Source organism: Streptomyces sp. NPDC102406, from assembly GCF_044765725.1.
In the GTDB taxonomy this organism is placed as follows: domain Bacteria; phylum Actinomycetota; class Actinomycetes; order Streptomycetales; family Streptomycetaceae; genus Streptomyces.
In genome coordinates this window covers 1,334,352-1,355,780 of record NZ_JBIWKP010000001.1, presented here as the reverse complement: position 1 = coordinate 1,355,780, position 21,429 = coordinate 1,334,352, and the positions used below count along the sequence as shown (strand labels likewise).

The window sequence follows — 21,429 nt, the reverse complement described above, 5'->3', positions numbered from 1 at the left end:
AAGCCCGTCCCGCCCACTACGATCAGCGGGCCCGCCCGTCTCATCCTTTCCCTGAAGGACATGCCATGGGTTCCGCCAAGAAGACCCCCGCCGCTCCCGTGAAGGACCGACGGGACCGTATAGAGGAGATGCGCCGCGCCGATCGCGCTCGCGCCCGTCGCGGCCGGATCCTGATCGTGTCGGTGAGCACCGTCGTCGTCGCGGCTCTCATAGGAGTAGGCGCCTGGGCCGTGACGAGGAGCGACGGCGACTCCGGGAAGGCCGACGCGAAGTCCGGTTCCGGGGCGTCGGGGCACTTCTCGTACGACAAGGAGGGCGTCGGCACCTGGAGCGGGAAGCTCACCCGCACCCACGTCACGAAGAAGGTCGCCTACCCGATGAACCCGCCGGTCGGCGGCGACCACAACCCGGTGTGGATGAACTGCAACGGTGACGTCTACGACAAGGCCGTCCCGAACGAGAACGCCGTGCACGCCCTTGAGCACGGCTCGGTCTGGGTGACGTACAACGACAAGGCCGCCGACGCCGATGTGAAGGCCCTCGCCGCGAAGGTGAAGCGGACGCCGTACTCGCTGATGAGCCCGGTGGCGGACCAGAAGGACCCGATCATGCTCAGCGCCTGGGGCCACCAGCGCACGGTCAAGGGCGCCGACGACCCGGCGGTCGCGTCGTTCTTCGCGACGTTCGTGCAGGGCAAGCAGACCCCTGAGCCGGGCGCCGCCTGCACGGGTGGTCTGACCAGGTGAGGCGCGCGACGACCGGTTGGCTGGTGTCCGTGGCCGCGGCGGTCGCCGTGGCCACGGGCGCGGTCACGTACGCCGTCGCCGACGGGGACGGCGGCCCCGCCGACCTGGTGGTGCCGGCGGCCGAGTCGGCGGACGCCGGGTTCGCCCGGGACATGGCCGTGCACCACCAGCAGGCCGTCGAGATGTCGTACATCGTGCGCGACCGCACCAAGGACGAGGACGTGCGCCGCCTCGCCTACGACATCGCGCAGACCCAGGCCAACCAGCGCGGGATGCTGCTCGGCTGGCTCGACCTGTGGGAGCTGCCGAAGGTGTCGGAGAAGCCGCCCATGGCGTGGATGGGGATGGCGGACGCGCCGGTCGGCGAGGACGGCGCGCTGATGCCCGGCATGGCGACCCATAGCGAGCTCGCCCGGCTCGGGAAGGCCAGGGGCAAGCAGGCCGAGGTCATGTTCCTGCGGCTGATGATCGCCCACCACAAGGGCGGCGTGCACATGGCCGAGGGATGCCTGAAGCGGTGTGTGGTCGGGGCCGAGCGGCGGCTCGCGCGCTCCATGGTCGCCTCGCAGCAGTCCGAGATCGACCTGATGACGGACATGGTGAAGGAGCGGGGCGCGACCCCCTGACACCGGCCCGCCCAGGCGCGGTTTTGCGGGCAAATCGGCCGATGTCGAACGGTCTTGAGATGTCTTGACGTCTTCTTGAGCGATCCATTCCCCTGGCGTGAACGGTTCGTGGCGAGAGTGGGGCCCTCTGCGTGTGCATTACACATGCAGCTTCCCCGGGGGCTCCGTGAGCCCCCGGGTTCCATGAGACCAGGGGGTTCCATGAGATCCATCCGCGGCGCACGCCGCACCCGGGCCGGCCTGAGCCTGGCAGCGACACTGCCGCTGCTCGCCGGGGCGATCGCCCTCGCCGCTCCGGCCGCACAGGCCGACACCGGCCGCGCCACCCTCGCCGGCACCAAGCCGCTGTGGGCCACCGGCACGGCCGACAAGGGCGCCACGGCCGACGCCACCAAGGTCACGGCCCGCGTCTACCTCGCCGGCCGCGACGCCGCCGGTCTGGCCGCGTACGCCAGGGCCGTGTCCGACCCGTCGTCCGCCTCGTACGGCAAGTACCTGAGCGCGAAGCAGGCGCAGGAACGGTTCGGCGCCACGAAGGCGCAGATAGCCGAGGTCACGAAGTGGCTCACGTCCTCGGGCCTCTCCGTGACCGGCACCACCGAGCACTACCTGTCCGTCTCCGGTGACGTGGCCGCCGCCGAGAAGGCGTTCGGCACGCAGCTCCACAACTACGCCAAGGGCAAGCACACCTACCGTGCCCCGTCCGGCGCGGCGTCCGTGCCGGGCCCGCTCGACGGCGCCGTGCTGACCGTCACCGGCCTGGACAGCGCCCCGCACAAGGCGGACCACCAGGACGAACTGCCGCCGCCGGACGCGGTGTTCCGCAACTCCGGGCCGTTCTCCTCGTACTTCGGCTCGAACATCGCCAGGTCGCTGCCGTCCGCCGGCGGCAAGAAGGTCCCGTACGCCGTCAAGGGGTACACCGGCAAGCAGTTGCGCGCCGCCTACGGCGCGGGCAGGGCCACCGGCAAGGGCGTGCGGGTCGCGATCACCGACGCGTACGCCTCGCCGACCATCGCTCAGGACGCGAAGAAGTACGCGGCCAAGCACGGCGACGCGCCGTACGCGAAGGGCCAGTTGAAGCAGGTCCTGCCCGCCGACTACACCAAGACCGAGGAGTGCGGCGCGGCCGGCTGGTACGGCGAGGAGACCCTCGACGTCGAGGCCGTGCACGCGGTCGCGCCGAAGGCCGACATCACCTACGTCGGCGCGTCCTCCTGCTACGACGACGACCTGCTCGACTCGCTGAGCACCATCGTCGACAAGCACCTCGCCGACATCGTCTCGAACTCCTGGGGCGACATCGAGGCCAACCAGACGCCGCAGCTCGCCGCCGCCTACGACCAGGTCTTCCAGCTCGGCGCGATCGAGGGCATCGGCTTCTACTTCTCCTCCGGCGACAACGGCGACGAGGTCGCCAACACCGGTACGAAGCAGGTCGACACGCCCGCGAACTCGGCGTGGGTGACGGCGGTCGGCGGTACGTCGCTGGCGGTCGGCAAGGGCGACTCGTACCAGTGGGAGACCGGCTGGGGCACCCTGAAGGCGAACCTCTCGGCGGACGGCAAGAGCTGGACCGACTACCCGGGGGCCTACACCTCCGGCGCCGGTGGCGGCACGAGCCGCACCGTCGCGCAGCCCTTCTACCAGAAGGGCGTCGTGCCGAACGCGCTGGCGCGGGCCAACGGCGGCGTCCACCGCGTCGTCCCGGACATCTCGGCGATCGCCGACCCCAACACCGGTTTCCTCGTCGGTCAGACGCAGACGCTGCCCGACGGTTCGCTCGGCTACGACGAGTACCGCATCGGTGGTACGTCGCTGGCGGCGCCCGTGATCGCGGGTGTGCAGGCGCTGGCGCAGCAGCAGCGGGGCGGCCGGGCGATCGGCTTCGCCAACCCGGCGATCTACGACCGGTACGGGTCGCGGGTCTACCACGATGTGACGGACCACCCGGTCAAGGGCGACCTGGCCGTGGCGCGGGTGGACTTCGCGAACGGGGTCGACGCGTCGGAGGGGCTGCTCACGTCGGTGCGCAGCCTGGGTGACGACGCCTCTCTGAAGGCGGTCCGGGGTTATGACGACGTGACGGGGGTCGGGTCGCCGGCGCCGGGGTACGTCTCGTCGTACACCCGCCGCTGATCCCCTCTCCGGGGGGGCGCGGGGTCTTCGTGCGGCTGTTCTGCGCAGTTCCCCGCGCCCCTAGTCGGCAGATCCGCCTGCCCGGCTCGGGTACGTGTGCCACCGCAGGTACGTCGTGGCCGGTCGCGCAGTTCCCCGCGCCCCTCATCGGCAGACCCGCCTGCCCGGCTCGGGTGCGTGTGCCACCGCAGGTACGTTGTGGCCGGTCGCGCCGTTCCCCGCGCCCCTGATCGGCAGACCCGCCTGCCCAGCTCCGGGCGCGTGTGCCACCGCAGGCGCGTCGTGGCCGGTCGCGCCGTTCCCCGCGCCCCTCATCGGCCGATCCGTCTGCCCGGCTCGGGTGCGTGTGCCGCCGCGGGCGCGTCGTGGCCGGTCGCGCCGTTCCCCGCGCCCCTGGAGCATCGGCTCCCCGGGGGTGCGTCTCTGGGGCGCGGGGAGCTGTGCGAGAAGCCCCGCCGGGCCGGGCCGGGCCGTGCCGCACGACGAACCATCCCGGGGACGCGCCGCTCGCGCACGATCAAGCGACCCGCACCAGGTCGTCCCGCCCCGTCGCGCCGCGCAGCGCCTCGCCCCGGACGAACCGTTCGACCTCCTCCACCGCGTACAGGCCGAGCCGCCGCACCTCGCTGCCCTGTGCCCCGGCGATGTGCGGGGTCACCAGCACGTTGGGCAGCGTCAGCAGTGGGTGCCCGGCGGGCAGCGGTTCCGGGTGCGTGACGTCCAGGTAGGCCGAGAGCCGCCCGGCCGCGCACTCGGCGGCCAGCGCCTCCGTGTCCAGGAGCGCGCCCCGCGCCGTGTTGATCACGACACCCCCGTCCGGCATCAGCCGCAGCATCTCGGCGCTCAACATGCCCCGCGTGGACGGCAGTTCAGGCGCGTGCACGCTGACGACGGCGCTGCGCCCGCACAGTTCGGCGAGTGAGACCCGCTCCGCCCCCAGCCGCGCGGCCTCGGCCTCGTCGACGTACGGGTCGCACAGCAGCACCCGGTACCCGGCCTCGTCCGTGCGCAGCGCCTCGATCACGCGGCGGCCGATGCGCGACGCCCCGATGACGCCGACGACCCGGGCGTCCGCCCCGGTCCGCTCGGTGAACCCGGGCCACGCCGACGCGTACCCGGCGGCGGAGGTCAGCGCCCCCTTCGCCGCGAAGGTGATCGCGGCGAGGGTGAAGGCCACCACGGGTCCGGCATTGGCGTCGGCGGCCGAGGAGACGGCCAGGCCGCGCTCCCACACGGCGTCGGTGACGATCGGGCGTACCGACCCGGCGGCGTGCACGACCGCCCGCAACCGGGGCGCCCGCGCGAGGACTTCGCGGGTGAGCGGTGGGCAGTCCCAGCCGGTGACGAGGATCTCCGTCGCGGCGAGCGCCCGCGCGGCGTCGGGCCCGTCGAGCGCACCGGTCAGCGGGGTCGCCGCGAGCCGGGTGGCACGGCCGAGCCGTTCCCGCAGATCGGGCGGGAAGACCCGCCGCACCACCTCGGCACCCATGGCCAGTGCCGCGGTCGGTCGGTGTGCCGTCACTCGGGTCCACCCCTCGTCGCCTGTTGCTGTAACCGGTTACTCACCTACGGCAGAGGTTAGGCATTCGTGTCACAAGTGGTCAAGGAGATCCCAAGCCACGGCTTGGCTGCGGGGGTTGACCGTTCGTAGTAACCGTTTTAGATTCCGCCTCATCTTGTTCCCACGACGGAGGGGTTCCCGTGCCCACTGTGGCGAAGGAAAGGCCCGATACCGGGGCGGTGGAGCCCCCCGGCGAGCAGCGAAACGGGTCATATAGCCCCGTAGTGCGGCGTGATACGAAGTGGAAGCGGTTTCAGGGCAGTCGTGTGCTGCTCCTGCTCATGGTTCCGGGCGTCCTGTACTTCCTGGTGTTCCATTACGGCGCCTTCGTCGGCAACGTCGTGGCGTTCAAGGAGTACGACCCGTTCGCCGGAGTGTGGGGCAGCCCCTGGGTCGGCTTCGGCAACTTCAGCCGGATGTTCGCCGACCCGGACTTCTGGCACGCGACGTGGAACACCCTCTACATCGCCGTGCTCCAACTGGTCTGCTACTTCCCGGTGCCGCTGGCCATCGCGCTGCTACTGCACAGCCTGACCTCGGATCTGCTGCGCCGCTTCGTGCAGTCCGTCGTCTACCTGCCGCACTTCCTGTCGTGGGTGATCGTCGTCGCCCTGTTCCAGCAAGTCCTGTCCGACACCGGCCTGTTGAACAGCTTCCTCGGCGACTCGGGCCTGCACACCGTCGACATCATCGGCAACCCGGACGCGTACCGCCCGCTCGTCGTCGCCGAGGTGATGTGGAAGGACGCCGGCTGGGGCACCATCATCTTCCTGGCCGCCCTCATGCAGGTCGACGAGCAGCAGTACGAGGCCGCCGCCATCGACGGGGCCGGGCCCTGGCGCCGCTTCTGGCACGTCACGCTGCCCTCGATCCGGCCGATCGTCGTCCTGCTGCTGATCATGCGGCTCGGCGACATCCTCTCCGTCGGCTTCGAACAGATGCTGTTGCAACGGCAGTCGGTGGGCCCCGAGGTCGGTGAGGTCCTCGACACCTTCGTCTTCTGGCAGGGCATCGTCGGCGGCGACATCGGCTACGCCACCGCCGCCGGACTCTTCAAGGGCCTGGTCGGCGCGGCCCTCGTCTTCGTCGCCAACCGCATCGCGCACCAGCTCGGCGAGCAGGGGGTCTACAAGTGAGCCGTACCTCGAACGCCCCCGCCCGCCCGGCCTGGACGGAGAAGCCGAAAGCCGTCACCAGCGCCGCCAAGGGCGTGGCCGTACTCGTCCTGCTCTGCCTCGTCCTCGTACCGTTCCTGGTGATCGTCTCCACCTCCCTCGCCTCCAACGAGGAGGTCGTGGCGGGCGGCGGCTGGGTGCTGTGGCCGAGCGATCCGACCCTGCGCGCCTACGAGACCATCCTCAGCGGCGGCATCGTGACGAAGGCGCTCGGCGTGAGCATCGGCATCACCGTCATCGGCACGCTGCTCTCCCTGGCCTGCACCGCGTTCCTCGCCTACGCGCTCAGCCGCCCCGGTGTCTTCGGCGGCAAGCCGGTACTGCTGCTCGTCCTGTTCACGTTCCTCTTCCCGCCCGGCATGATCCCCGCGTTCCTGCTGGTCAAGGGGCTGGGTATGCAGAACATGTACGCGGCGGTCATCGCCCCGGTCCTCATCAACGTCTTCAACCTGGTGGTCCTGCGCGGCTTCTTCCAGGGCATCCCGGAGGAGCTGTACGAGGCGGCGCGGCTCGACGGCGCCGGGGACTGGGCCACGTTCTGGCGGATCGCGCTGCCCCTGTCGAAGGCCGCCCTTGCCGTCGTCGGCCTCTTCTACGCGGTCAGCTACTGGAACGCGTGGTTCACCGCCTCGATCTACCTGGAGTCCGACCACTGGCCGCTCTCCCAGGTGCTGCGCACGTACGTCATCGGCGGCGCGCAGATCGCCGACACGGGGCTGAGCGAGGCCGGCATGGTCTCGGCGCCGCAGACGACACAGATGGCCGTCCTCGTGATCGCCGTCGTGCCGATCCTGCTCGTCTACCCCTTCCTCCAGAAGTACTTCACCAAGGGCGTGCTCACCGGCGCCATCAAGAGCTGAGCCCTCCCCCGCCTCGTACGTCCTTCACCTCAACCTCCCGCAACCTCCTTCGACGAAGGGCCCTTCACCATGTCCGCGAACATGTCGCGCCGCACCCTGCTGCGCTCCGTCGCCGTCGGCGGCGCCGCGCTCGCCGTGCCGTCCCTGCTCACCGGCTGTTCGACCGGGAGCGGCGGGAGCGGCGGCTCCGTCGCCAACAAGGGCACCAAGGCGGCGCCCTGGCCGACGTACGCCGCCGCGCGGGGCCCGGCGCCCGACCTCGCGCCGACCGCCGAGGGGGTGCAGGCCGGCTTCCTGAAGTACCCGGAGAACGTCGTCCGGGCGGTCGCCGAGAAGCCCGGCACCGGGAAGGAGAAGGTCCGGATCATCTCCATCACGTACGGGACGCCGCCCAAGCCCGCCGCGCGGAACAAGTACTGGGCCGCCCTGAACGAGGCGCTGGGCGTCGAGATCGAGTTCACGGTCGTGCCGGACGCCGACTTCCGCACCAAGATGGCCACGCTCATGGCCGGTGACGACCTGCCCGACATCATCGCGATCGGCGGCGGCTACACGCTGCCGCGCGAGGCCCAGTTCGTGAAGGAGCGGTGCGCCGACCTCACCGAGCACCTGTCGGGCGACGTCGCCAAGGACTATCCGCACCTCGCGGCCATCCCGACGTACGCCTGGGAGGGGATGGGGCGGATCGCGGGCCGGATCCACGGCGTCCCCGTGGAACGGCCCAAGCCGCAGGACACCTTGTTCCTCAACCAGGAGGCGTTCCGCGGGGCGGGCTTCGAGCAGGGCATGTCGGCGGCCGACTTCGCGCAGGTGGCCAAGGCGGCGACGGGCCACCGCAAGTGGGGGCTCGGCGCCTCCACGACCAGCTACTTCGGGTACAAGACGCACGCCATCTGGCACGGCGCCCCCAACGAGTGGCGCATCGAGAACGGCAAGGCCGAGTACTTCGCGGGCACCGACGAGTTCAGGAGCGCCCTGGAGTACCTGGCGAAGCTGCGCGCGTCCGGCGCGTACTACCCCGAGGCCACCTCGGTCTCCCAGGTCGACCTGAAGACGCAGTTCTACAACGGCACGGTCCTGTCGATGACCGACGGGTTCGGCGCGGCGATCTCCAACGCGCAGGGCATCAAGGACGCGTACACCATGGACCTCGCGCAGCCCTACACCGCCGGCGGCGCCCCGCGGTTCCAGCAGAGCCGCGGCATCTTCGGCTACACGGCCCTGAAGAAGGCGCCCGCGGACCGGGTGAAGCTGCTGCTGCGGGTGCTCGACTGGCTGGCGTCGCCGTTCGGCTCGAAGGAGTACGAGCTGCTGCACTACGGCATCGAGGGCACCCACTTCGAGCGCGACAAGGACAACAACCCGATCGCGACGGAGCTCGGCCTCGTCGAGTCGAAGGACAACCTGCCCCTGACCAAGGTCGCGGACGCCCCGCAGCCGCTGTACTACCCGGGCTACGCGGACCTGACCAGGCGGGTGCACGCCTGGCAGCGGAAGGTGGTGCCGATGATGGTGCCCAACGACCGCTGGGGCCTGCAGTCCGACACGTTCAACCGGCAGGGCGCCACCCTCGACCAGATCATCAACGACGGCGTCACCGCGGTGGTGACCGGCCGCAAGAAGCCCTCCGACTGGGACGGCATCTACAAGAAGTGGCTCGCCCAGGGCGGCCGGAAGGCGCTCGACGAGTTCGGGGCCGAGCACGCGGCGGCGCACTGACCCGGCTGACCGCGAGGCAGCCGGAGCACGCGATGATGGTGCGGGGCCCGAGGAGGTTCCGCACCGTCGGACTTTGAAGGAGTCACAGTGGGCGACCGGGCGACGATCCGCGACGTGGCCGCGCGCGCGGGAGTGTCGGTGGCCACCGTGTCCCGGGTCCTGGCGGGCAACTACCCGACGTCGGCCGCCTCGCGCGCGAAGGTCCTGCGCGCGGCGAAGGACCTGGACTATGTGGCCAACGCGCACGCGCGCGCGCTCGCGGGCGCCGGCCGCAAGACCATCGCCGTGCTCATGCTCGACGTGGTGAGTTCGTTCTACGCGGCCGTCGCGCAGGGCGTCGAGAAGGAGGCCGCGCGGCACGACCGGCTCACCCTCGTCGCGTCGACCGGCGCCGACCCGGCCAGGGAACTGGCCCTGGTGCAGATGATGCGCGAGCAGGCGGCGGAGGCGGTCGTCCTCGTCGGCGGGGTCGTGCAGGACACCGCGTACCGGGAGCGGATGGCCCAGTACGCGCAGTCCCTGGCCGCCGCCGGATCGCGTCTGGTGCTGTGCGGCCGGCCCGCGCCCGCGCCCGACGTGCCCGCGGTCGTCGTGGAGTACGACAACGAGGCGGGCGCCCACGCGATCACCAGCCACCTGCTGGGCGCGGGCCACCGCAGGATCGCGCTGATCGGCTACCAGCCCGGCAACACCACGGGCGAGGACCGGGTGCGCGGCTATCTGCGGGCCCTGGAGGACCACGGCGTCCCGAAGGCGGACGCGCTGCTGCACGGCATCGGGTTCGGCCGGCTCAACGGCGACGAGGCGATCCGCGACCTGCTCGACAAGTGCGACGGACGGCCGGACTTCACGGCGGTCTTCGCGGGCGACGACCGGGTGGCCGCCGCCGTGGTCAAGGCGCTCGGGGAGTACGGGCTCCGGGTCCCGGACGACATCTCGGTGGTCGGCTACAACGACGACCCGGTGGCCGCCGACATGACGCCGGGCCTGACCACGGTGCACATCCCGGGCGAGGAGCTGGGCCGCACCGCGGTCCGCCTGGCCCTCGACGGGACGGGCAGGACCGGGCAGCGGCGCCAGCTCCTCGGCACCCACATAGTGATCCGGGACAGCGTGCGCCGCCTCACCCCGTAGCGCCCCGTCTCACCGCCGTACGGGCTCCGCCTCCGGCTCCGGGACGTGGGCCGCGACCAGGCGGCCGGGGGCCGCGGTCGTCGCGCCCCGGCCGCGGTCCACGGCGTACGCGACCCCGGCCACGCCGAGGCCGAGGACGGCGAGGACCGCGCCGGTCACGGCCGGGGACGTGGCCCCGAAGCCCGCGGCGAGGGCGAGGCCGCCGATCCAGGCGCCGCCCGCGTTGGCCAGGTTGAACGCGGCCTGGTTCGCGGAGGAGGCGAGCGAGGGCGCGGCGGACGCCTTCTCCATCACCATGAGCTGGAGCGGGGAGCCGGTCGTGAACGCGGCCGTGCCGAGCAGCAGGACGGCGAGCGCCGCGCTCCACTCGGTGCGCATGAGCAGCGGGAAGAGGGCGAGGACGACGACGAGCGAGGTGAGGCCGCCGAAGAGGGTGGCGCGCAGCGAGTGGTCGGCGAGGCGCCCGCCCACCAGGTTCCCGACGGTGGCGCCCACGCCGAACAGGGCGAGCAGCAGCGTCACGCTGCCCTCGGCGAACCCGGCGGCGTCGGTGAGCATCGGCGTGATGTAGCTGTAGGCGGCGAAGAGGGCGCCGAATCCGGCGACGGTCGTGCCGAGGGCGAGCCAGACCGGGAGCGAGCCGAGCGCCTTGAGCTCCCCGCGCACGCCCACGGCCGAGCCGTGTCCGTGGTCGGCGGGGACGAGGGCGGCGAGGGCGGCGATCGCGGCGAGGCCGATGGCGCTGACGGCGAGGAACGTGGCGCGCCAGCCCAGTTGCTGTCCCATGGCGGTGGCGACAGGGACGCCGACGATGTTGGCGACGGTCAGGCCGAGGAACATCAGCGACACGGAGCGTGCCTTGCGCTCGGGTGCGACGAGGGAGGTGGCGACGACGGCGCCGACGCCGAAGAAGGCGCCGTGCGGCAGGCCGCTGACGAAGCGGGCCAGCATCAGCGCGTGGTAGTCGGGGGCCACGGCCGAGACGGCGTTGCCGACGACGAAGAGCACCATGAGGCCGATCAGGACCCGGCGGCGCGGCATGCGCGCGGTGACCGCGGCGAGCAGCGGGGCGCCGATGACGACGCCGAGCGCGTAGGCGGAGACGAGGTGGCCCCCGGCGGGGATCGAGATGTTCAGGTCGTCCGCGACGTCGGGCAGCAGGCCCATGATCACGAACTCGGTCGTGCCGATGCCGAAGGCGCCCACAGCGAGGGCGAGCAGGGCGAGGGGCATGAGGGATCGTCCAAAGGAAGTGGGGGCGGGGAGGTGTAACCGTACGCGAATAAGTTTACGTACGGAACAAAGTCTCCCGGCGCCGTTGTTCCGTGAGGTTAAGGGCCCGTGAATCCCTGGAGGCGGGTGTCACACCGTGACGCGGGCCGCGATCGGCAGGTGGTCGCTGCCGGTCTCGGGCAGCGTCCACGACGACTCCGGCTCCACGCCCCTGACCATGATCTGGTCGATCCGGGCCATCGGGAACGAGGCCGGCCAACTGAAGCCGAAGCCGCTGCCCGCGGCGCCCTGCGTCGAGCGCATCTGCGAGGTGACGGCGTTCAGGGCGCGGTCGTTCATGGTGCCGTTGAGGTCGCCGAGCAGGACGACCTTGCCGAGCGGTTCGTCGGCGATGGCCTCGCCCAGCGCGTCGGCGCTCCGGTCGCGCTGGCTGGCCGTGAACCCGGAGTTGACCTTCACGCGCACCGACGGCATGTGCGCCACGTAGACGGCGACCTTGCCCGCGGGTGTCGCGACGGTGGCGCGCATGGCGCGGGTCCAGCCCAGCTTGATGTCGACGGGCCGGGTGGCCGAGAGCGGGTACTTGCTCCACAGCCCGACGGTGCCCTGGACCGAGTGGTACGGGTACGTCGCCGCGAGGGTCTTCTCGTACGTCGGGACCGCCTGGGCCGTCAGCTCCTCCAGGGCGACGACCTGCGCCCCGGACGCGGCGACATCCTTCGCGGTGCCGGTCGGGTCGGGGTTGTCCGCGTTGACGTTGTGCGTGGCGACGGTGAGGTCACCGCCGCCGCCCTGCTTGTCGGTGAGCAGCCCGCCGAAGACGCTGAACCACACGATCGCCGGGACCAGCAGCGCCACCAGGGCCGTCGCCGACCTGCGGACGAGGGCCAGGACGAGCAGCACCGGCACGAACAGGCCGAGCCACGGCAGGAACGTCTCCGTCAGGGAGCCGAGGTTGCCGACGGCGTTGGGGATCTGCGCGTGCAGCAGCATGACGAGCGCGAGGAGCACCGCCACCACCGCGAGGACGATGCCGCGGCGCCACAGCCCGCGGTCGGTGCGGAGCCGGCGCCCCAGGCGTCGGAGCCGGACACCCGGTCCGGTGCGCCCGGATCCGTCGCCGTCTCCCCTGCTGTACGCCTGCGCCATAACCGGTATCGCCTCACTGCCGTGCCCGCCGTCCCTGCCCGAAAACCCTAGGCGATGTTCGGCGGCTTTCTGTCCCGTCACGCCCCCGCCGGGCGGGTCCATGACGACCGTACGGCCACGAGGACGTCCGCGGGGGCGTCCGGAGTTCCGAACAAGTCGCCCGCAAGGGCTTCCTGTGACGAAACGCGCACATTCAGCCGGGGCCCACCGGCCGCAGTCCGGTGAGGGCGAGGTCGACGATCCGCTCGGCGAGGTCCTCGGCGAGGGGCAGGTCGGTGCGCATCATGCTGCGCAGCAGCATCGGCCCCGTGATGAGGTCGTTGGCGAGTTCGATGTCGGTGCCGGGCGGCAGCTCCCCGTCCGCGACGCCGCGCCGCAGCACGTCGTGCAGGACGCGCCGCCGCGGGTCGATGACGATCTCGTGGTACGCGTCCCAGAGCTTGGGCAGGGTCTTCATCTGGGCGAAGACGTTGTGCAGCAGGGCCGATCTGCGCATGCTCAGGCCGCGCCGCCGCATGTGCTCCAGGAGGCAGACCAGGTCGTCGCGCATGGAGGTGCCCGGCAGCTCGGGGTCCGGCACCTCCATGGAGCGCAGGACCTCGACGAACAGGGCCTCCTTGCCGCTCCAGCGCCGGTAGATGGTGGCCTTGCCGACGCCTGCGGTGCGGGCGATCCGCTCGATGGACAGCTCGGCGAGCGGTACGCCCTCCTCCAGGAGCGCGACGACGCCCTCGACGATCGCCTGTTCGACGGCCTCGCTGCGGGGACGGCCCCTGACCGGGGTCTCCGCCTCGGGCGGCGGTGTGGGCGGGCCCGGGGTCCTGTCCCCTCGCGCCCGCCGCCCGGCCCGTTCCGTCTCCACGTCCTCCGCCTTCCGCCACAGCCCCGGAACCGGGCGGTCCGCCTGGCTCCGGGGCGATTCTCCCAGCGCTTCCCGCGTGCGCGCGGCGCGGGTCAGTGGCCCGCGCCCACCTTCTCCGGTTCGCCCTGCTGCCCGGTGGGCGGGGCCGCCACCCTGCCCGGCAGGAACAGCGCCGTGACGACGGCGCTGACCAGGGCGATGCCCGCGCCCCACAGGGCGGTGACGTGCATGGCGTGCAGGAAGGAGTCGTTGGCCGCGCCGACCAGGCCGTGGGCCCGCGGCCCGATCTTCTCGGCGACGCCGAGCGTGGCCTCGATGGAGGCGCCCGCGGTGTCCCGCAGCTCCGGCGGCAGCAGCCCGAGCTTGTCCTCGATGCCGCCGCGGTAGGCGGTCGAGAGCACCGAGCCGAGCACGGCGATCCCGAGCGCGCCGCCGACCTGGCGGAAGGTGTTGCTGAGCGCGGACGCGGAACCGGCCTTCTCCCGCGGCAGCGCCTGCATGATCACGACGCTGGTCGGGGTCATGACGTGCGCCATGCCCGTGCCCATGAGGAAGAACATGACTTCCAGGAGCCAGATCGGGGTGTCCGCGTCGAGCGCGGTGAAGGCGGCCAGCATGCCCGCGAGCAGGACGAGCCCGCCCGTGGTCGTGGCCCGTACACCGATCTTGTCCACGACGAGCCGGGCGCGCGGCGCGAAGATGAGCTGCGCCACGGCGAGCGGCAGCATCAGGGCGCCGGTCTGGAGCGGCGAGTACCCGCGCACGCTCTGGGTGTAGAAGACGGAGAAGAAGGTGACGCCCATCAGCGCGAAGAAGACCAGCGCGATGGCGGCGATGGCGGCCGAGAACACCTTGTTCTTGAAGTAGTCGATGTCGATCGAGGGGTGGTCGCTGCGCTTCTCGTGGACCACGAACAGGGCGAGGACGACGATGCCCGCGATGATCGTGGCGAGCACCTGGGGGCTGGTGAAGTCGCCCTCGTCGCCGCCCTTGATGATCCCGTAGACGAGCAGGACGAGTCCGACGATGGACAAGGCGACGCCGGGGAGGTCGATCCGGCCGGGCTTCGGGTCCTTGGAGTCGGGCACGAGCACGAGCATCAGGACGACGGCGAGGACGACGATCGGCACGTTCACGAGGAACACCGAGCCCCACCAGAAGTGGTCGAGGAGGAGGCCGCCGGTGATCGGGCCGATCGCGATGGCGAGGCCGACCCCGCCCGCCCAGATGCCGATGGCCTTGGGCTGCTCCTCGCGCTCGAAGACGTTCATGAGCACGGCGAGCGTGGCCGGCATGACGAAGGCCGCACCGAGCCCCATCAGCGCGCGGAACGCGATGAGCTGGACCGGCGAGCCGGACTCGGCGGCGAGCGCGGAGCCGATGCCGAACACGACGAGGCCCCCGACGAGGACCTTCTTGCGGCCGACGCGGTCGCCGAGCAGGCCGGCCGTGAACAGCAGGCCCGCGAAGACGAGGGTGTAGGAGTTGATGGCCCACTCGAGCTCGCTCTGGGTGGCGCCCAGGCCGGTGGGTGCGGGCGTCGAGATCGTCTTGATCGCGACGTTCAGGATGGAGTTGTCGAGGACGACGATCAGCAGGCTCAGCATGAGCACGCCGAGGATCGCCCAGCGGCGGCGGTGCACGGCCTCCGGTATACGAGGCGGCGCGGGGGCGGCAGGACTGGTCATGGGGCCGACTCTAGGCCCCTTTCGATACGGAACCGTCTCGTATTGGAACCCGAGGGCAAAGCCTTACCGAGCCTTTACGCAGCGGGGGGCCTGGCGCGCAAGCGGCGGGCGGTGCCACCATGGAGGCGATCCGGGGACGCCGTCAGGGCGCCTCGAGACGAAATGAAGGAGCCGTTGCGATGACGCAACTCCAGGCTGCCCAGACGCCTGCCGACAGCAGCAACCCCAAGGCGCTGTACGGAGGAAAGGGCACTCGCCGCATCACCGTCCGCGACATCGCCCTCGCCAAGGAGCGGGGCGAGAAGTGGCCGATGCTGACCGCCTACGACGCGATGACGGCCTCGGTCTTCGACGAGGCCGGTATCCCCGTGATGCTGGTCGGCGACTCGGCGGGCAACTGCCATCTCGGGTACGACACCACGGTCCCGGTCACCCTGGACCAGCTCACCATGCTCTCGGCCGCCGTCGTCCGCGGCACGAGCCGCGCGCTGATCGTCGGCGACCTGCCCTTCGGTTCCTACCAGGAGGGCCCGGTACAGGCGCTGCGCTCGGCGATGCGGCTGGTGAAGGAGGCGGGCGTCGGAGCGGTCAAGCTGGAGGGCGGCGAACGCTCCCACGAGCAGATCAAGCTCCTGGTCGACGCCGGCATCCCGGTCATGGCCCACATCGGCCTGACCCCGCAGTCCGTCAACACGCAGGGCTACCGGGTGCAGGGGCGCGGCGAGGAGGCGGCGCAGCAGTTGCTGCGCGACGCGAAGGCGGTCCAGGACGCGGGCGCGTTCGCCGTCGTCCTCGAACTGGTCCCGGCGGAGCTGGCCGCGGAGGTCACGCGCGTCCTGCACATCCCGACGGTCGGCATCGGCGCGGGCGCGGCCACGGACGCGCAGGTCCTTGTCTGGACGGACGCGCTCGGGCTGACCGGCGGCAAGATGCCGCGCTTCGTGAAGAGCTACGCGAATCTGCGGTCCGTCATGTCCGACGCGGCCAAGGCGTTTGCGGAGGACGTCATCGGCGGAACGTTCCCTCTTGAGGAGCACTCCGTGCACTGATCCGCTGCCCCTCCCCGAGCCACAGCGGCACGAACGCGGCCCGTCGATCTTCCCCCGTCGACGGGCCGCGGCCGTTGTCCCGGCCCGGCCGTCCCGCGCTCTGTCGGCGAGGTATCGGCCGCCGCCGCCCGCTGTCGGTCCGCTGTCGGCGACTTGTCGGTGGCGGCTGACACCTTGGTCGGCATGACGCGAATCGACAAGAACCCCGGCAACGGAGCGGACGGCCGCCCGGTGGCCGTCTCCGTACGGGGACTGGTCAAGCACTACGGCTCGACCAAGGCTCTCGACGGAGTCGACCTCGATGTGCACGAGGGCACCGTGATGGGTGTCCTCGGCCCGAACGGCGCCGGCAAGACCACCCTCGTGCGCTGCCTGTCCACACTGATCGTCCCCGACTCCGGCACGGCCGTCGTGGCCGGCTACGACGCGGTGCGCCAGCCCCGCCAACTGCGCCGCGTGATAGGGCTCACCGGCCAGTACGCCTCGGTCGACGAGAAGCTCGCCGGCCGCGAGAACCTCTACATGATCGGGCGGCTGCTCGACCTGTCCCGCAAGGAGGCCAGGGCCCGCGCCGACGCGCTGCTCGAACGGTTCTCCCTCACGGACGCCGCGACCCGCCCCGCCAAGACCTACTCCGGCGGTATGCGCCGCCGCCTCGACCTCGCGGCGTCGATGATCGGCCGCCCGCACGTCCTCTACCTGGACGAGCCGACGACCGGCCTCGACCCCCGTACCCGTAACGAGGTGTGGGACGAGGTCAAGGCCATGGTGCGGGACGGGGTGACCGTGCTGCTCACCACCCAGTACATGGAGGAGGCCGAGCAACTGGCCTCCGAGCTGACCGTCATCGACCGCGGCAAGGTCATCGCGGGCGGCGGGATCGAGGAGCTGAAGGCGAAGGTCGGCGGTCGCACCCTGCGCGTCCGCCCGGCCGACCCGCTGGAGCTGCGACCCCTCGCCCACGCCCTCGACGACATGGGCCTGACCGGCCTCGCCACGTCCACCGTGGACACCGAGTCCGGCACCGTCCTCGTCCCGATCCTCAGCGACGAGCAGCTCACCGCCGTCGTCGGCGCGGTCACCGCGCGCGGCATCACGATCGGCTCGATCGCCACCGAACTGCCCAGCCTGGACGAGGTGTTCCTCTCCATCACCGGCGAGAAGGCGTCCGCCCCGCAGGACGCCCGCCCCGAGCTCGAGGAGGTCGCCGTATGAGTACGACCACCCTGTCCCCCGCGACCGCCCCCACCATCCAGGTCGACGCCGATCCCCGGATCGGGCTCCGCGACCATCTGCGCCACACCGGCGCCCTGGTCCGCCGCAACCTGCTGTGGATCAAGCAGGACCCGGAGTCGATGTTCGACGCCGTGCTGATGCCGGTCATCTTCACGCTGCTGTTCGTGTACGTCTTCGGCGGCTCGATCGGCCAGTCGCTCGGCGGCGGCCAGGACGCCTACGTGCAGTACGTGATCCCCGGCATGGTCGCGATGATGAGCATGAACATCGCCCAGGGCGTCGGCACCGGCTTCAACGAGGACTTCAACAAGGGCATCATGGACCGCTTCCGGTCCCTGCCCATCGGACGGGCCTCCGTCCTGATCGCCAAGATCTCCGTGGAGCTGCTGCGCCTCCTGGTCGCCACCACGGTCCTGATGATCATTGCGGTGCTCGTCGGTTTCGACATCCACCACTGGGGCGGCCTGTTCGCGGCGATCGGCCTGGCCGCGCTGTTCGGCTCGGCCATCATGTGGATCTTCCTGGTGCTCGGTGTGACCATGAAGAACGCCCAGTCGGTGCAGGCCATGGGCTTCCTGGTGATGATGCCGCTCCAGTTCGGCTCCTCGATCTTCGCGCCGACGCGGTCGATGCCCGGCTGGCTCCAGAACTTCACCGAGTACAACCCGATGTCCGGACTCGCGGACGCGGCCCGCGGCCTGATGGTGGGCGGGCAGTACTCGCCGACCCACGGCCTGTGGGTGACGCTCGCCTGGACGGCGGGACTGACCGTGATCATGGCGCCCGTCGCGATCCGCAAGTTCACGAGGAAGAGCTGACCCGGGTCCGCGCGTCACAGCAGGGCGGTGGCCTCCGGCACACAGAGGCCGCCGCCCTCGGCGTACGCACGCTCGTACGCGGCGTCGCCGGTCAGTGCCCGCACCGCCTCCTCGGCCTGCGCGCGCCACGCCCGCTCCATCGAGGACCGGTGGTGCGCCGCGGGCAGCGCCGCGTCGGCCGCGCCGACCATCCGTGCGGCCAGCTCCGCGTCGCCCGGAGCGGCGCGCAGCACGAGCCCGCGCGCCGCGGTGAGCAGATGCAGCGCCGCGAGGTTCGGCGCGATCACCGAGGCCAGCGGGTCACTCGCCAGTTCCAGCGCCTTCGCCGCCCGGCGCAGGGCGTCCCCGGGACGGCCGTCGAGGACGTCGAGCATCGCCTCCATGCCCGTGCTCATGCCGTGGAAGAAGACGATCTCCGTGACCTTGAACTCGGCGCGCAGGGCGTCGAGATGTTCCCGCGCCTCCGCGGTGCGCCCCGTGCTCGCGAGCCGGCCGACGAGGAACATGCGGGCGGCGGGCCTGGCCTCGTTCGTGTGCCGGCGGCCGGTTTCCAGGGCCTCGCGCAGCAACTGTTCGCCGCGCTCGCCCTCGCCCCGCTCGATGAACACCTGGCCGAGCCTGACCTGGAGGATGGTGGCCTGGGCATGGGCGCCCATGCTCTCGGCGACGCCCCGGGCGCGGGTGTAGTCCGCGGCGGCCTCCGGGTACCGGCCGAGCTTCTCGTGGGCCTCGCCGCGGGCCGACAGCGCCTCGGCGACGCCCCACTGGTCGCCGAGGCGGGTGAACAGGGCCAGTGACTCGTCGGCGTCGGTGAGCCCGGCGGCGGCCGTCGCACCGTTGTTGGCCGAGACGTTGGCCCGCATCTGGAGGACGAGCGCCAGTTCCCACTCGTAGCCGAGTTCGCGGCAGGTGCGCACGGTCACGTCGGAGAGGTCGCGCAGCCTGTCCAGTTCACCGGTCAGCAGGACCGCGAAGTACCAGATGTTGCCCGGGGTGCGGCAGGCCTGCGGCAGTTCGGCGCGGTAGGTCTCCCGGATGGCGCGCAGTCTGGCCTGTCCCTCGGGGGACTGCCAGCGCTTCATCTCCATGTCCATGTAGCCGAGGCGGCACAGGTGGACCTCGCGGCGGGCCTCCTCCAGCAGTTCGCCGGTGAGCGGCGGCGGGATGTCGGTGCAGCGCTGGTGCAGCGGCGGGGCGGGGCGCGCCGGTCCCGCGAACGGGTCGGGGCCGAGCGCGGCGGCCTCCGTCGTCCAGAGGCGGGCCTCGCTGCGCAGGTCTCGCATCTGCCAGAACCAGGCCAGCGACAGGACGAGGCTGAGCGCCTCCTGCTCGTCGCGGGCCGCGACGGCGTGGCGCAGGGCGGTGCGCAGGTTCTCGTAGTCCCGTTCGAGCCGGGCCACGGCCGCGCGCTGGCCGTGGCCGCGCAGCAGCGGGTCGGTGGTGCGGGCGAGTTCACGGAAGTACGTGAGGTGGGCGCGTTCGGCGGCGGCGCGCTCGCCCGCCTCGTCGAGGCGGTCGCCCGCGTACTCGGCGACGGTCTCCAGGAGCCGGTAGCGCATCGCCCCGTCGTCACCGTCGTCACCGTCGTCGCCGTCGGGCGCGGCGACGACGAGCGACTTGTCGACGAGGGAGGCCAGCGCCTCCAGGGTGTCGGGGCCGCACACGGCCTCGGCCGCGGCCAGGTCGCAGCCGCCGCTGAAGACGGACAGCCGGGCGAGGACGGTGCGCTCGGGCGTCTCCAGCAGGTCCCAGGACCAGTCGACGACGGCGCGCAGCGTCTGCTGGCGGGGCAGCGCGGTGCGGGCGCCGGAGGTCAGCAGCCGGAACCGGTCGTCCAGGCGGTCGGCGATCTGGCGCGGGGTGAGCATCCGCAGCCGGGCGGCGGCCAGCTCGATGGCGAGCGGCAGGCCGTCCAGGCGCCGGCAGATCTCCCCGACGGCCGCCGCGGTCTCGGCGGACTGCCCGACGGTGAACCCGGGCCGCACGGCGGCGCCCCGCTCGCCGAAGAGGCGCAGCGCGTACGGCTCGGGCAGCGGCTCCACCGTGTACAGCAGCTCGCCGGGGACGCCGAGGGGTTCGCGGCTGGTGGCGAGCACGGTGAGGCCGGGGCAGCGGGCGAGCAGATGCTCGGCGAGGGCGGCGGCGGCGCCGATGACGTGTTCGCAGTTGTCGAGGACGACCAGCATGCGGCGGTCCGTGCAGTGCTCGACGAGGCGGACGAGCGGGTCGTCGCCCTGCCGTTCGCTCGCGACGCGCAGCTCCTCCGCGCCGGCGCCGCGCAGTACCGTCTCGCGCGCCCCGAGCGCGCTGACGACGGCTTCCGGTACGGCGTCCGGATCCGAGACGGGGGCCAGTTCGGCGAGCCAGACGCCGTCCGGCGCGGCGTCGGCCAGCCCCTCCGCCGCCTCCTGCGACAGCCGGGTCTTGCCCGCGCCGCCGGGGCCGAGGAGCGTGACGAGACGGACGCGGCCCAGCGCGGCCCGGATGGCGTCGATGTCGTCGCCGCGGCCCACGAACGAGGTGAGGCGGGCCCGCAGATTGCCCTGCGGCGGTGCGGGGGGCCCACTCACCGGGCCGGGCGCGTCGCTCCTCGGCCGGGCGGCGGGCTCCAGCAACTCCTCGTGCAGCGCCCGGAGTTCGGGCCCCGGGTCGGCGCCGAGCCGGTCCGCGAGCCCGCGCCGTACGTCCTCGTAGGCGGCCAGTGCCTCGGCGGTGCGGCCCGTGTCGCGCAGGGCCCGCAGCCGCAGCGCCTGGAGCGGCTCGTCCAGCGGGTGGGCGTCGCACAGCGCGGTCAGCTCGGCCAGCACGTCCCCGGCCGCGCCGAGCGCGAGCCGGGCGGCGAGCCGGGTGCGGCGCGCGTCGAGGTGGCGGGTGTCCCAGCGGGCCGCGTCGGCGGTGCGCTCGGGCAGGTCGGCGAGGGCGGGCCCGCGCCACAGGCCCAGCGCCTCGTCGAGCAGGTCGGCGGCCTTCGCCGGATCGCCGTCGGCGAGGGCGCGGGTGCCGTCCGCGGTGAGCCGTTCGAACCGGAACAGGTCGATGTCGTCGCCGGACGCGGTGAGCCGGTACCCGCCGTCGGCGGAGGCGATCGCGTCGGCGCCCAGGGCCCGCCGCAGCCGCCCGACGAGGGCGTGCAGCGCGCCCGCCGCGTCGGCCGGCGGTTCGGCGCCCCACACCTCGTCGACGAGCAGGCCCGCCGGCACGGCCCGGCCCGGCCGCAGGGCGAGCACGGTGAGCAGGGCGCGCAGCCGCGCCCCGCCGACGGGGACGGCCGTGCCGTCGTCGCGGAGTGCCTGGGTGGTGCCGAGGATGCGGTAGCGCACGGGCCCATTGTCCCCGCTGTCCCGCACCGGAGGCGCCGGGGAGGGTGCCGGCGTGCGGAACTCCCGCACCGCCGGTCCGCGTTCCCGGTGCGGGGCGGGTACGTTCGGTGACGC

16 protein-coding genes are annotated in these 21,429 nt (G+C 72.2%); 10 read left to right on the top strand and 6 right to left on the bottom strand.

Features of this window, described 5'->3' with window-relative positions; genetic code table 11:
- Positions 1-65 precede the first annotated feature (65 nt).
- The 3 genes from ACIRF8_RS06225 (at position 66) to ACIRF8_RS06215 (ending at position 3,511) form a co-directional block, all read left to right on the top strand.
- Entirely contained in the window at positions 66-746 is a 681-nt protein-coding gene (locus ACIRF8_RS06225) for a DUF3105 domain-containing protein (RefSeq protein WP_404211341.1), read from the top strand.
- Positions 743-1,372 (top strand): DUF305 domain-containing protein, encoded by a 630-nt coding sequence (locus tag ACIRF8_RS06220; RefSeq protein ID WP_404211339.1) that lies wholly within the window; start codon positions 743-745, stop codon positions 1,370-1,372. Before ACIRF8_RS06225 ends, ACIRF8_RS06220 begins: the two co-directional genes overlap by 4 nt.
- Positions 1,373-1,573: 201 nt before the next feature.
- Positions 1,574-3,511 (top strand): protease pro-enzyme activation domain-containing protein, encoded by a 1,938-nt coding sequence (locus ACIRF8_RS06215; RefSeq protein WP_404211338.1) that lies wholly within the window; start codon positions 1,574-1,576, stop codon positions 3,509-3,511.
- A 517-nt stretch (positions 3,512-4,028) separates the two neighbouring features.
- Here ACIRF8_RS06215 and ACIRF8_RS06210 read toward each other — a convergent pair.
- Positions 4,029-5,000: a hydroxyacid dehydrogenase gene (locus ACIRF8_RS06210; protein ID WP_404212311.1), complete on the bottom strand. Its 972-nt coding sequence runs from the start codon at positions 4,998-5,000 to the stop codon at positions 4,029-4,031.
- A 353-nt stretch (positions 5,001-5,353) separates the two neighbouring features.
- Between ACIRF8_RS06210 and ACIRF8_RS06205 the strand changes: the two genes are divergently transcribed.
- From ACIRF8_RS06205 to ACIRF8_RS06190, 4 genes are all read left to right on the top strand, one after another.
- Positions 5,354-6,208 (top strand): ABC transporter permease, encoded by an 855-nt coding sequence (locus ACIRF8_RS06205; protein WP_404212309.1) that lies wholly within the window; start codon positions 5,354-5,356, stop codon positions 6,206-6,208.
- Complete coding sequence (locus ACIRF8_RS06200; RefSeq protein ID WP_404211336.1) at positions 6,205-7,107, top strand: carbohydrate ABC transporter permease; 903 nt, start codon at positions 6,205-6,207, stop codon at positions 7,105-7,107. Before ACIRF8_RS06205 ends, ACIRF8_RS06200 begins: the two co-directional genes overlap by 4 nt.
- A 69-nt stretch (positions 7,108-7,176) precedes the next feature.
- Positions 7,177-8,826, top strand: a complete 1,650-nt coding sequence (locus ACIRF8_RS06195) for an extracellular solute-binding protein (RefSeq protein WP_404211334.1) — start codon at positions 7,177-7,179, stop codon at positions 8,824-8,826.
- A gap of 87 nt (positions 8,827-8,913) precedes the next feature.
- Positions 8,914-9,960 carry a LacI family DNA-binding transcriptional regulator gene (locus ACIRF8_RS06190; RefSeq protein ID WP_404211332.1) on the top strand — a complete coding sequence of 349 codons (1,047 nt, stop codon included), beginning with the start codon at positions 8,914-8,916 and terminating at the stop codon, positions 9,958-9,960.
- A gap of 9 nt (positions 9,961-9,969) precedes the next feature.
- On the opposite strand, the gene ACIRF8_RS06185 is transcribed toward ACIRF8_RS06190, so the two are convergent.
- The 4 genes from ACIRF8_RS06185 to ACIRF8_RS06170 form a co-directional block, all read right to left on the bottom strand.
- Complete coding sequence (locus tag ACIRF8_RS06185) at positions 9,970-11,193, bottom strand: MFS transporter (protein ID WP_404211330.1); 1,224 nt, start codon at positions 11,191-11,193, stop codon at positions 9,970-9,972.
- 129 nt (positions 11,194-11,322) lie between these two features.
- A complete protein-coding gene (locus tag ACIRF8_RS06180) occupies positions 11,323-12,342 on the bottom strand; it encodes an endonuclease/exonuclease/phosphatase family protein (protein WP_404211328.1) in 1,020 nt (339 codons plus the stop codon).
- Between the two features lie 193 nt (positions 12,343-12,535).
- Positions 12,536-13,204, bottom strand: a complete 669-nt coding sequence (locus ACIRF8_RS06175; RefSeq protein ID WP_404211326.1) for a TetR/AcrR family transcriptional regulator — start codon at positions 13,202-13,204, stop codon at positions 12,536-12,538.
- A 92-nt stretch (positions 13,205-13,296) separates the two neighbouring features.
- Entirely contained in the window at positions 13,297-14,892 is a 1,596-nt protein-coding gene (locus ACIRF8_RS06170; protein WP_404211324.1) for an MFS transporter, read from the bottom strand.
- A gap of 179 nt (positions 14,893-15,071) precedes the next feature.
- Here ACIRF8_RS06170 and panB point away from each other — a divergent pair, with 179 nt between their 5' ends.
- From panB to ACIRF8_RS06155, 3 genes are all read left to right on the top strand, one after another.
- A complete protein-coding gene (gene panB / locus ACIRF8_RS06165) occupies positions 15,072-15,941 on the top strand; it encodes a 3-methyl-2-oxobutanoate hydroxymethyltransferase (RefSeq protein WP_404211322.1) in 870 nt (289 codons plus the stop codon).
- A gap of 183 nt (positions 15,942-16,124) precedes the next feature.
- Positions 16,125-17,156 carry an ATP-binding cassette domain-containing protein gene (locus ACIRF8_RS06160; RefSeq protein ID WP_404211320.1) on the top strand — a complete coding sequence of 344 codons (1,032 nt, stop codon included), beginning with the start codon at positions 16,125-16,127 and terminating at the stop codon, positions 17,154-17,156.
- The gene (locus tag ACIRF8_RS06155; protein ID WP_404211318.1) at positions 17,153-17,995 is read left to right on the top strand and encodes an ABC transporter permease; all 843 of its coding nucleotides are present in this window, start codon (positions 17,153-17,155) and stop codon (positions 17,993-17,995) included. The genes ACIRF8_RS06160 and ACIRF8_RS06155 overlap by 4 nt, the downstream gene beginning before the upstream one ends.
- A gap of 14 nt (positions 17,996-18,009) precedes the next feature.
- Here the strand turns inward: ACIRF8_RS06155 and ACIRF8_RS06150 are convergent, their stop codons facing one another.
- Positions 18,010-21,315 (bottom strand): BTAD domain-containing putative transcriptional regulator, encoded by a 3,306-nt coding sequence (locus ACIRF8_RS06150; RefSeq protein WP_404211316.1) that lies wholly within the window; start codon positions 21,313-21,315, stop codon positions 18,010-18,012.
- Between the last annotated feature and the right edge of the window lie 114 nt (positions 21,316-21,429).